The sequence below is a fragment of the Streptomyces sp. NPDC058877 genome (genome assembly GCF_042742855.1).
Taxonomy (GTDB): domain Bacteria; phylum Actinomycetota; class Actinomycetes; order Streptomycetales; family Streptomycetaceae; genus Streptomyces.
Window position 1 is genome coordinate 1 of the sequence record NZ_JBHYMF010000208.1, and the last position, 11,349, is coordinate 11,349.

Sequence of the window (11,349 nt, forward strand, 5' to 3'; positions counted from 1 at the left end):
CAGGAAGCCGGCCCGCCGTTCTTCTCCTACAACGGCGCCTACGTGGTCAACACGGTGACACCGACCCTGCGTGACACCTTCGTCGACCCCAACGGCGACAAGGTCAACGGCACCTTCCAGATCTTCGACTCCGTCACCAACACCCAGGTCGGCAACGTCATCGTCTCGCCGTGGGTGAACTCCGGTCAGGTCGCCTCCGTCACCGTCTCGGCGGGCGTGCTGACGAACGGCAAGACGTACAAGTTCCGCACGTCGCCCTACGACGGCACGCACTACAACACCGGCTGGTCGGAGTGGAAGACCTTCACGGTCGATACCACCGCGCCCGTCGCGCCGACCGGCATCGCCTCGACCGACTACCCGGCGAGCGCGTGGGTCAAGGGCGCGGGCCAGGCCGGCACCTTCACCGTCACTCCGAACGGCACCGACCACAACTGGCTGGAGTGGTCGCTGGACGGTGTGACCTGGACCAAGGTCGCCACCGGTGGCTCCACCGCCGCCAAGGCCGTCTCGATCACCCCGCCGAAGGACGGCACCCACACCCTCCAGGTCCGGCAGGTCGACAAGGCCGACAACAAGTCCGAGGCCGTCACCTACACCTTCCACGCGGGCCCCGGCGGCTTCGTCCAGCCCAGTGAGGGTGAGCGCACCGCCCGCCGGCTGCCGCTGGTCGCCGAGGCCGACGGCGCCAAGTACGACGCGGTGTCCTTCTCCTGGCGCCGCTCCGAGGCCGACCCGTGGCAGCAGATCCCGGCCGGTCAGGTCACCTCGGGCGGCACCGCGCTGACCGCGTGGCCCGTCCCGCTGACCGGCGGCAAGAACAACCCGCTGGTGTGGAACGCCACCGACACCGTCGACCCCGACGGCACCGTCCAGGTCAAGGCCGACTTCACCGGTCCGAACTCCGCGACAGGCAGCACGCTGCCCCTGTCGGTGGTCGTGGACCGCAACGCTTCTGGCGCGGCCGCCGAGGAGGTCGGACCCGGTTCGGTCAACCTGCTCACGGGTGACTACACCCTCTCCGATACCGACGCTTCCGCGTTCGGCCTGTCAGTCTCTCGCACCGCCTCCTCCCGTACGCCAGACAAGGGTACGAAGCAGGAGGGCCAGGCGCCGATCTTCGGCAACGAGTGGGTCTCGGGTACCGCGGCCGAGCTGACGGAGTCGGACTACTCCCACATTCGCAAGATCTCCGACACTGCCGTTGCTGTCGTCGACAACGAGGGTGAGGAGACCCACTTCACCGCCAACACGGCGAAGACCGCCTGGATCCCGGAGCCTGGCGCGGAGAGCCTGACCCTCACCGGCAGCGTCACCGGATCCTTCACACTGACGGACACCGAGGGCACGGTCACCCAGTTCACCAAGCCCGACCCGACCGCCACCACCTGGCAGGTATCCAGCACCCTGCTCGACGGGCTCACCAACTCCACCACCACGGTCGTCTCCGAGACCGTGACCGTGGATGGCAAGAAGCTCGCCCGCCCGAAGCGCGTGATCGCGCCGACGTCGGCCACGTCCGCCGCCACGTGCACGGCCACACCGTCCACCAAGGGCTGCCGTGCGCTCGAGTTCGTCTACGCCACCGCCACCACCGCCACCTCCACCGCCTTCGGCGACATCACCGGCCAGGTGAAGGAGGTCCACCTGTGGTCCACCGACCCGGGGGCCGCAGCGGCTACTGCCAAGACGGTGCAGACGTACCTCTACGACGAGGCGGGCCGGCTGCGCCAGACCTGGAACCCGCTGATCAGCCCCGCGCTGAAGACGGAGTACACCTACGACAACGCGGGCCGCGTCACGGAGCTGACCACACCCGGCCATCTCCCGTGGACGTTCACCTACGGCAGGGCCGGCAACGCCGCCACCGCCGGTGACGGCATGCTACTCAAGGCGTCCCGCTCGGGCCTGAAGCAGGGCACCGCCGACGTCGAGGAAGGCACCGCGACGACCTCGGTCGTCTACGACGTGCCGCTGACCGGCGCCACCGCCCTGTACCAGCTGGGCGTTGCCGATGTGAAGACATGGGGCCAGCTCGACGCTCCGACGGACGCGACGGCTGTCTTCCCGGCCGATGCCGTTCCCGCGTCGAACTCCGGCAGTGCACTGACGGCGACCGACTACAAGCGGGCGACCATCAGCTATCTCGGTGTGTCGGGCCGCCAGGTCAACACGGCCACCCCCGGCGGGCACATCACCACCACCGAGTACGACCGCTTCGGCAACACCGTCCGTGAGCTGTCGGCCGCCAACCGGGCTGTCGCCCTCGGCGTCACCGCCGACGACCGAGCCGTCCAGGCCGACCTCGGCATCGCCCAGAACGCCAGTGCCGAGCGCGCCGACCTACTCACCACCAAGTCCGTCTACGACGGCACCGGCGCCCGCGAGCTGGAGAAGTTCGGCCCGCTGCGCAGGATCGACCTCACCGCCGACCTGATCTCCGGTACCACCACCCTGGTCCAGGCGGGCACTTCGGTCACGGCTCGGGAATGGCGAGTCAACGAGTACGACGACGGCCGGCCCACCGACGGTACCGCCAAGGTCAAGAACCAGGTCACCAGGACCACGCTTGGCGCACAGGTGCGTGAGCACCCCACCGTCCTCGGTGACGCGCGAGCCACCCAGACAATCTACGACTGGGTCAAGGGCCTGCCTACCCGGACCGTCAAGGACCCGGATGGTCTCGCGATCACGAAGACCACGGAATACGACGACCAAGGCCGCACCGTCAAGGAGCTCCTGCCCGGCGCCACCGGCACCGACGCCGCCACGCGGCTGACCACCTACTGGTCCGCTACCGGCACGGGAACCTGCCAGGGCCGCCCCGAATGGGCCGACCAGGTTTGCTCGACTTCTCCCGGCGGTGCCATCACCGGCGGCGGTGCGAACCCGACCGGCCTGCCGACCACCGCCACCGAGTACGACGGGTGGGGTAACACCGCCAAGCTGATCGAGACCGCCAACGGCGTCACCCGCACCACCACGACGACGCATGACGCGGCGGGCCGACCCACGAAGGTCGCTGTTACAGGCGGTGTCGGTCAGGCGGTACCGGAGTCGACCACCGAGTACGACGCAGCCACGGGCCGGGCCGTGAAGACCGCCTCGCCGACCGGTGGCACGATCACCAAGCGGTTCGACCGGCTCGGCCGCCTGATCTCCTACTCCGACGCCGACGCAGGTGTGACCACAACCGAGTACGACCTGCTCGACCGTCCGGTCAAGGTCACCGACAACGCTCCTTCGACCTCCACGTACACCTACGACTCCACCGTCGAGCCGCGTGGCCTCGTCACGAAGACCACCGACTCCATCGCCGGTGTCTTCCAGACGACTTACGACGCCGACGGCTCCGTCAGCAGCGAAAGGCTGCCCGGCGGATATACGCTTCGCGAGTCCCGGGACACCACTGGTGCCCCGGTGCACCGGACGTACACGCGGGACAGCGACGGCGTCACCCTCGCCTCCGACACGGTCACGCGGTCCGTACACCGCCAGGTGAGCACTCATGCCGGCTGGTCCGACCAGACGTACCGTTACGACGCGGTCGGCCGCCTGACCGTCGTCGAGGACACCGCAGACACCGTCTGCACGCGCCGCGCTTACACCTTCGACGCACGCAGTAACCGCAAGTCCCGCACCGCCGCCGCTGCGGCTCCGGGCCTGGACTGCACCACCACGGGAGGCACGACCACCGGCCACGCCTACGACAGCGCCGACCGCCTCGTCGATAGCGGATACGTCTACGACGTCTTCGGCCGCACCACCTCCCTGCCGGGCAGCACCCTCGGCTACTACGCCAATGACCTCGCCTACCAGCAGACCTCCGGTGGCAAGCGCCAGACCTGGCAGCTCGATGCCGCCCAGCGCTTCCGCTCCTGGAAGGTCGAGACTGGCAGTGGCAGCACCTGGACCCAGACGGAATCCAAGCTCAACCACTACTCCAGCGACGGCGACACCCCCCGCTGGATCGTCGAGGACACCGCTACCGGTGCCCTGACCCGCAACGTCACCTCCGCGTCCGGAAACCTGGCGGCGACCACCGGGAAGACTGGCGACACCGTCCTCCAGCTCACCACCATCCACGGCGACGTCGCCCTTCAGCTCCCGCTGGACACCAGCAAGGCACCCATCGCCCTCGACTCCGACGAGTACGGCAGCCCTCGCAGCGGTCAGGCAGTCACGCGTTACGACTGGCTGGGCGCCAAGCAGCGCTCCAGCGACACGCTCAGCGGTCTCACCCTCATGGGGGCCCGACTGTACGACCCGACCATCGGCCGCTTCCACTCGATCGACCCCGTCTACGGAGGCAACTCCAACGCGTACGAGTACTGCGACGCGGACCCGATCAACTGCTTCGATCTGGACGGTCGCGATGGCGGCCTCCAGGAGGACGCTGGCCTGGAAGGGCCGGAGACCCTCAGTAAGAAGGAGAAGGACGCCTACTTTAAGAAGAACTCCGGCAAGCCGTACAGCGAGAAGGACTTCAAGAGCGCGATGCAGAAGATCAAGAAGAACCAGAAGTTCAACGGCTCGCGGAACAGGCAGAAGCGGCAAAGTCATTACAAGGCCAACCGTGTGGTCGGCTTGGCCTTCCTCGCGTCCCTGGGGTGGTTCAAGCGCTTCAGCTTCCGCTGGAGCTGGCGCTTCGCCCTCGTCGCCAACCCGTTCTAGTCACCCCTTGGAGGACCGATGGCTCGTAGGAGCCGTAATCACAAGCTGAGCATCAGAGCCACGAAGAAAGAGATGTGGACCACCCATCACTTCAGTCTTGGCATTCCGGCCGACAGCGGCCAGGAGGTAGCGGACCTGCTGCGAACAGCGGCGGACCGGCTCGAGGAATTGGGCAACAGGTGGGACGTGTGGGCGATCAACGTGGGCCGGTTGGACTCCGAGAACCCGAGTTCGAGCTGTCACATCACCGTGTTCGCAGACCCGGTCAAGGGGAGCGGCGCATGAGCACCGACGAGATGAAACTGGTCCGCGTCGTGGTTCAGGGCGACGAAGACACGGACAGCCCCGTCTCCGTTCTACGCAGGGCCGCCGATGTACTCTCCGGACGGCCGGATCGGCGCGTGATCGATATGACGTTCGAGTACGACATCGCGAACCTTCGGTGGAAGGGGTTCCTGTACTTCACCCAGCAGTGATGTACGGGGAGGGCCGGGCGGCCAACTGCTGCCCGGCCCTCCCGGCGGTATAGGCCCGACAGGGCCGCCGCCTGGGACGGAACCCCGCGGCGCACCAGGTCACCGACCAGTTCGCGTGGCATCGGGTGCGCGTGCACGTAGTGCGGCGCCCGCTGCGCCGCCTGCCGCAGCGTCACCACCGCCTCGCCCGACCGGCCCATCCGGTGCATCGCCCGCGCCTCGTCGATCCGGTAGTGGGTGATCCGCTCCCGGCTCGGCATCGCAGGCACAATCAGGTGCACGGAAATGCTAGATCGCGACCCCGTGCGACGGCCCGGTCAGCCGCCGGATTCACCTGCGTGCGGGCTCAGCACACCGGCTCCCACCAGCGCAAACAGCACAATGCCCAGTACAACCCGGTACCACACGAACGGCATGAAGCTCCGGGTGGTGATGAACTTCATGAACCAGGCGATCACCGCGTAGCCGACGACGAACGCGATGATCGTCGCGAAGATCGTCGGGCCCCAGGAGACGTGTCCCTCGCCGGCGTCCTTCAGTTCGTAGACGCCCGAGGCCAGCACCGCGGGGATCGCGAGCAGGAAGGAGTAACGGGCCGCCGCCTCGCGGGTGTAGCCCATGAGCAGACCACCGGAGATCGTCGCCCCGGACCGGGAGACGCCCGGGACCAGGGCCATCGCCTGGCAGAAGCCGTAGATCAGGCCGTCCTTCACGCTCAGGTCCCGGAGCGTCTTGCGCTCGCGGATGGCGCGGTGACGGCCGCCGATCTCGTCCCGCGCGGCCAGTCGGTCCGCGACGCCGAGGACGATGCCCATGACGATCAAGGTGGTGGCGGTGAGCCGCAGGTCGCGGAACGGGCCTTCGATCTGGTCCTTGAGCGTGATGCCGAGGACGCCGATCGGGATCGACCCGACGATGACCAGCCAGCCCATCTGGGCGTCGTGGTCGGAACGCATCGCCTTGTCGGTGAGGGAGCGGAACCAGGCGGTGACGATCCGGGCGATGTCCTTGCGGAAGTAGATCAGGACCGCGGCCTCCGTGCCGATCTGGGTGATCGCGGTGAAGGCGGCCCCCGGGTCCTGCCAGCCGGCGAAGGCCGCGGTGAGCCGGAGGTGTGCGCTGGAGGAGATGGGAAGGAACTCCGTCAGCCCCTGGACGAGTCCGAGGATGAACGATTCGAACCAACTCATGGGGCTAGGGCCGTCCCGTTATGTACGTGTGCGGTCAGAAGGTCGTGCGCAGCGTACCGTCCCAAGATGACGGGCCCGCCGCGAGGTCGGGTGCGCGACGACCGGGCCGCGGACCGCCCCGTCCCGCCGGGCCGCCCGCTTCGGGCACTACCGGGCGCTACCCACCGGTTCCCGCACCGGTTGCGGAACGGAAGCGGGCGCGGCGGCCCGCAGCCCGTGCCGCTTGCGCCAGGCCACCACGGCCGCACCGAGGCCCGACAGGACGATGAAGCCGGCCGAGAAGAGGAAGGCCGGCGAGCCCGGCGAGCCGGCCCGGGCACCCGCCACCACGTACGCCGCCGTGTTCGGCAGCGAGCCCAGCGCCGTCGCGAGGAGGAAGGGCACGTACCCCATCCGGGAAACGGCCGCACAGTAGTTGGCCGCCGCGAACGGCACCCCCGGGAACAGTCGGATCGCCAGCATCGAGCGGAAGCCGTGCCGGCTCAGCTGACCGTCCGCCGCCGTCAGCCAGCGCCCCCGCACCAACGGGCGCAGCGCGTCCTGGCCCAGGAACCGGCCCAGGGTGAACGCGATCCCGGCGCCGAGCACCGTTCCCGCCAGTGCCCCCGTCAGACCGGCCGCCGTGCCGAACAGCGCCCCCGCGGCCAGGTTGAGCACCGGACGCGGTACGAACGCCGCCGCGCACACCCCGTACGCGAGGCCGAAGAGCAACACCGCCCCGGCGCCGCCGGCGTGGAACGGCCAGCCCGAGGAGAGCAGTCGCTGCGGCTCGTACAGCACGACGAGCGTGGCGGCCGTGAGCAGCACCAGGGCGAGCAGGGAGAGCCGCGCACGGGGGGAGAGCAGGGCCCGGGAGCAGCGGACGGCGAAGGAGCCCGGCGGCCGGGGCACGGGAGCGAGCATTCCGGGAGGGTAACGGACGCGTCCGTATGATCGCCGTAATGCGCGTCATGTCCGTCGGGCCCGGTTCCACGCTCCGGTGGGGGAGGGGGCCGGTCGGCCGCGGGGGCTCCGGCGGCACAATGAGGGGGTGAACGAGCACATCCCCGTCATCCGCGAGGTCGACCAGGGCACCGCGCGCCTCATGCCCGACGTCGACCGGGCGCGGGCCTGGCTGCTGACGGTCGACGGCGCACCGCAGTCGTACGTCGACCTGGACGAACCGGCGCACCTGGAGTTCGAGTACGCACGGCGTCTCGCCCACGTCGTCGACGGCGCCGCCCGGCCCGGTGCTCCGCTCGACCTGCTGCACCTGGGGGGCGGAGCCCTTTCGCTGCCCCGGTACGTCGCCGTCACCCGGCCCGGCTCGCGCCAGGACGTCGTCGAGGCCGACGGGGGACTGATCGCCCTGGTCGAGGAGCACCTGCCGCTGCCCGAAGGGGCCGGGACCACCGTGCACCGTGCCGATGCCCGGGCCTGGTTGGAGGGGGCGGCGGACGCCTCCGCGGATCTGGTCGTGGGTGACGTCTTCGGCGGTTCGCGGGTGCCCGCGCACCTCACCTCCGTCGAGTACGCGCGCGAGGTCCGGCGCGTGCTGCGGCCGGACGGGCTCTACGCCGCCAACCTGGCCGACGGAGCCCCCTTCCCCTTCCTCCGCTCGCAACTCGCCACCTTCGCCGCCGTCTTCCCCGAGCTGGCGCTCGTCGCCGAGCCCGCCGTGCTGCGTGGCCGCCGCTTCGGGAACGCGGTCCTGGTCGCTTCGGGCCGGGAGATCGACGTCGCCCACCTCGCCCGACGGGCAGCGGGCGACGCCTTTCCTGCAAGGGTGGAACACGGGCGGGGCCTGGACCGGTTCACGGCCGGCGCCGAGCCGGTCTCGGACGCCGGGGCCGTTCCTTCACCCGTCCCGCCGGACGGTGCCTTCGGCATCGGCTGAGGGGGACTGGCGGGGGAGGGGGACGTCCGGGGGCGGTGCGCCCGGCGAGCCGGCCGAGACCTCCTCGGTGTGCGGGCGGCGGGTCATGTTCCGCACGTCCGGTACGAAGAGGACGAGTGCGGTGACGAACACCATGAGCGCCGCCGCACCCCACAGGGCCTCGCTCCGGCCCACCGCCTCCTCCACGGGGCCGGCGAGCGCCGTGGACAGCGGCAGCAGGGCCGTCGAGCCGAACCAGTCGTACGCGGAGACCCGGGACAGCTTCTCCTCCGGGATCTCCTGGTGCATGGTCGTCATCCAGGAGACGCCGAAGACCTCGATCGCCACCCCGCTGACGAACATGGCAGCGGTCAGCCCCGCGGGAGCGAGCGGCACGGCCAGCGCGGCCGAGGGGAGCGCGATCGGAAAGACGCACAGGGTGCCGACGAACAGCATCCGGCGGGGCTTCCACCGGGTCATCAGGACGGCTCCCGCGACCGTTCCCGCCCCGTACGCGGCGAGCGCGATGCCCCAGGGGCGCGCGCCGCCCAACTCGTCCCGCGCGACCAGCGGTCCGTACACGGACTCGACCGCGCCGATCAGACCGACCACCACCGAGAACTGGGCGACGATCGACCAGAGCCAGGGTCGGCCGACGAACTCCTGCCAGCCCTCCCGCAGGTCGGCGAAGAGCCCGCCGCCGGGCTTCCGCTCAGGGACGTTCCGCACGTCGAGGAAGGCGCGCAAGCCGCCTGCGACGGCGAAGGCCACGGCGTCGATCGCGAGGACCCAGCCCGGTCCGACGAAGGCGACGAGCGCGCCGCCGAGCGCAGCGCCGCCGATGGCGGCTCCGTGCATCGCCAGACGGAAGACGGCGAAGGCGCGGCTCGCCTGCTCCCCGCTGACGCTGGCCATGAGCATGCCCTCGGCGGCCGGGTTGAAGAAGGCCTGGCCGGTGCCGCAGAGCGCGGTGAGCACCATCATCTGCCAGATGCGGGCCTCGCCGGAGAGGACGAGGGCGGCGAAGACGGCCTGGGAGACGCAGTTGAGGGCGTTGGCCGAGACCATCACCCGGTGTCGGGGCAGCCGGTCGGCCACTGCGCCGCCGACGAGCAGGAAGAGGACCAGCGGCAGGAACCGTGCCATGGCGACCAGGCCCACGTCACCGGCGTCGCCCTGGGATTCGAAGACCGCCCAGGTCGTGGCGATCAGCGCGCCGTGCGTGCCGAGGTTCGTCACGACCGTGGCGGCGGTCAGCAGGAGGAAGTTCCGGTCGGCCCACTCGGGGCGGCGGGAGCGGAGTGGGGCGGGTCGGGGGGCGGCGGGTGTCGTCACCCCCGGACTATCCCCGGCCCCCGCCCGCGCCGCCAAACCGATGTCCCGTCCGACCGCCGGTCCGCGGGGCGATTGGTCGGACCGGACCCGCCCGATGACCGAAGCGGTGGCCGAAGGGGTGGCCGGGCCCGGTGGCCGGACGGCGTCGTCCGAGGTCAGGAACCGGAGGGTGCGAGCCGGACCGTGGAGAGGATCTGTCGGATCTTGTCGTCGGGAAGCTCGCCCTCGACGCCGGCGGCTCCGAAGAGCACCCAGGTCGAGAAGTCACCGGCGGTGTTCTTGAAGCTGAAGGCGAACGACTTGCCGTCCGATTCGCATGTGTTGCGCTTCTTGACGCCCGGGGCCGTGGCGGTCACCAGGCTGCCCTTCAGGCCGGACTCCGTCGTGTACGGCACGGCCTTGGCGATCTTGATCGTGCTCTTCGGCATGTGCTGTGCATAGCCGCCCCACACCCAGGTGCCGGCCTCGCCGCGCGCGGCGGAATCGGTGTCCTTGGCGCCCTGGCCGCCCTTGGTGCCGGCGCTGGCGAGGCTCCAGGTCTCCTTGGAGCCGTCCTTGTCGACGTCGTAGCTGCACCACTCCTTCTTGAGGTGGGTAGGGCTGGACATCGTCACGAGCGGAGTGCCGTCGTTCTTCTCTTCGTCCTCGACGTAGGTGATCGACCCCGTCTTCATCACTTCCCACTCGGGCGGCACGTCGAAGAGGGTCCCGTACTTGGGGTTGTAGACGACCTTCCAGCCGGGGATCGTCGGCTGCTGTTCCGCGCCGCCGCGGGGGTTGTCGACGTCGGACGACCCGCTCGGGTCGGGCGAGGGGTCGGACGACGGGTCGGCGGAAGCGGTGGCCGTGGCGGTCGGCTTGGCGTCCCCGGCGGTGTTCTTCCCGTCGCCCTTGCCCAGCACCAGGTATCCGGTGACCCCGGCCGCGACGACCACGGCGGTCGCGGCGACGATCGCCACGATCGTGGTCTGCTTCTTCTTCCCGTCTCCGGGTCCGCCGGGCTGGCCGGGGGGCGGCACCTGGTACTGCTGCGGCACCGTCGGCTGCTGGTACGGGTTCGGCTGCTGGTACCCCGGCTGCTGGGCGTACCCCTGCTGCGGGTAGCCGGGCTGGGCGGGCGGTTGCTGCGGGTAGCCGGGTTGAGCCGGCGGCTGCTGGTAGGGGTTCGGCTGCTGGTACCCCGGCTGCTGGTAGGGGTTCTGACTCTGGTCCTGCGGGTTCTGCTCGCCCCCGGGCGGCTGCTGTCCTGGCCACATGGCCAGTAACCATAGAGGTGTGGTGATCGTCCGGCCACGTCCGCCCCCGAGCCCGTCCGGGGACCGGCGGAGGTGCCGGCGCCCCGGAGGGATGGCCAAGTCTGCTACCGGTGGGTAACATCACGGTTCATGAGCGCAGACCAGATGTCCGTCGGCGAGATGCTCGCCGCCACGGTGCCCATGGCCGGAACCCTCAACCTGGAGTTCCTGGAGACCACCGCCGAGCGCGCCGTCGTGCGCCTTCCGGATCAGCCCGCCTATCACAACCACGTCGGCGGCCCGCACGCGGGAGCCATGTTCACCCTGGCCGAGTCCGCCAGCGGCGCCATCGTGCTCGCGGCCTTCGGCGATCAGCTGGGCCGTGCGGTCCCGCTCGCGGTCAAGGCCGAGATCGGTTACAAGAAGCTGGCGATGGGCGTCGTCACGGCCACCGCCACGCTCGGCCGCCCCGTCGCCGAGGTCGTCGCCGAGCTCGACGCCGGACAGCGTCCCGAGTTCCCGGTCAAGATCGACATCACCCGCGAGGACGGTGCCGTGACCGGTGAGATGACCGTCGTCTGGAC

Annotated in this window: 9 protein-coding genes; 5 read left to right on the forward strand and 4 right to left on the reverse strand. The window is 70.1% G+C overall.

The features are described 5' to 3' along the window. The 3 genes from ACFW2Y_RS30750 to ACFW2Y_RS30760 all read left to right on the forward strand — a co-directional run. Positions 1-4,674: RHS repeat-associated core domain-containing protein (locus ACFW2Y_RS30750; protein ID WP_384885658.1), on the forward strand; the 4,674-nt coding region annotated here is incomplete at its 5' end. 72 nt (positions 4,675-4,746) lie between these two features. Continuing rightward, complete coding sequence (locus tag ACFW2Y_RS30755; RefSeq protein ID WP_384885660.1) at positions 4,747-4,959, forward strand: hypothetical protein; 213 nt, start codon at positions 4,747-4,749, stop codon at positions 4,957-4,959. Then, positions 4,956-5,150 carry a hypothetical protein gene (locus tag ACFW2Y_RS30760; protein WP_384885662.1) on the forward strand — a complete coding sequence of 65 codons (195 nt, stop codon included), beginning with the start codon at positions 4,956-4,958 and terminating at the stop codon, positions 5,148-5,150. The genes ACFW2Y_RS30755 and ACFW2Y_RS30760 overlap by 4 nt, the downstream gene beginning before the upstream one ends. 317 nt (positions 5,151-5,467) lie before the next feature. Here ACFW2Y_RS30760 and ACFW2Y_RS30765 read toward each other — a convergent pair whose 3' ends face one another. Together ACFW2Y_RS30765 and ACFW2Y_RS30770 are read right to left on the reverse strand one after the other, a co-directional pair. Beyond that, the gene (locus ACFW2Y_RS30765; protein ID WP_384885664.1) at positions 5,468-6,340 is read right to left on the reverse strand and encodes an undecaprenyl-diphosphate phosphatase; all 873 of its coding nucleotides are present in this window, start codon (positions 6,338-6,340) and stop codon (positions 5,468-5,470) included. Positions 6,341-6,487: 147 nt separating this feature from the next. Then, positions 6,488-7,243, reverse strand: a complete 756-nt coding sequence (locus tag ACFW2Y_RS30770) for a TVP38/TMEM64 family protein (RefSeq protein ID WP_384885666.1) — start codon at positions 7,241-7,243, stop codon at positions 6,488-6,490. 127 nt (positions 7,244-7,370) lie between these two features. On the opposite strand from ACFW2Y_RS30770, the gene ACFW2Y_RS30775 reads away from it, so the two are divergent. Then, complete coding sequence (locus tag ACFW2Y_RS30775; RefSeq protein ID WP_384885667.1) at positions 7,371-8,216, forward strand: spermidine synthase; 846 nt, start codon at positions 7,371-7,373, stop codon at positions 8,214-8,216. Here ACFW2Y_RS30775 and ACFW2Y_RS30780 read toward each other — a convergent pair. Together ACFW2Y_RS30780 and ACFW2Y_RS30785 are read right to left on the reverse strand one after the other, a co-directional pair. Next, on the reverse strand, positions 8,178-9,530 hold the full coding sequence (locus ACFW2Y_RS30780) for an MFS transporter (RefSeq protein ID WP_384885669.1): 1,353 nt from the start codon (positions 9,528-9,530) through the stop codon (positions 8,178-8,180). The genes ACFW2Y_RS30775 and ACFW2Y_RS30780 overlap by 39 nt on opposite strands. Before the next feature lie 155 nt (positions 9,531-9,685). Further along, positions 9,686-10,786, reverse strand: coding sequence for a hypothetical protein (locus tag ACFW2Y_RS30785; protein ID WP_384885670.1), 1,101 nt, complete (start codon positions 10,784-10,786; stop codon positions 9,686-9,688). Positions 10,787-10,915: 129 nt separating this feature from the next. Between ACFW2Y_RS30785 and ACFW2Y_RS30790 the strand changes: the two genes are divergently transcribed. Continuing rightward, the coding region (locus ACFW2Y_RS30790; RefSeq protein WP_384885671.1) for a DUF4442 domain-containing protein at positions 10,916-11,349 on the forward strand (434 nt) is incomplete at its 3' end.

Bases quoted from the DNA above. Each gene is read 5' to 3' on its own strand.
- ACFW2Y_RS30755 (WP_384885660.1), top strand. From the start codon at position 4,747: ATGTGGACCACCCATCACTTCAGTCTTGGCATTCCGGCCGACAGCGGC.
- ACFW2Y_RS30760 (WP_384885662.1), top strand. From the start codon at position 4,956: ATGAGCACCGACGAGATGAAACTGGTCCGCGTCGTGGTTCAGGGCGAC.
- ACFW2Y_RS30765 (WP_384885664.1), bottom strand. From the start codon at position 6,340: ATGAGTTGGTTCGAATCGTTCATCCTCGGACTCGTCCAGGGGCTGACG.
- ACFW2Y_RS30770 (WP_384885666.1), bottom strand. From the start codon at position 7,243: ATGCTCGCTCCCGTGCCCCGGCCGCCGGGCTCCTTCGCCGTCCGCTGC.
- ACFW2Y_RS30785 (WP_384885670.1), bottom strand. From the start codon at position 10,786: ATGTGGCCAGGACAGCAGCCGCCCGGGGGCGAGCAGAACCCGCAGGAC.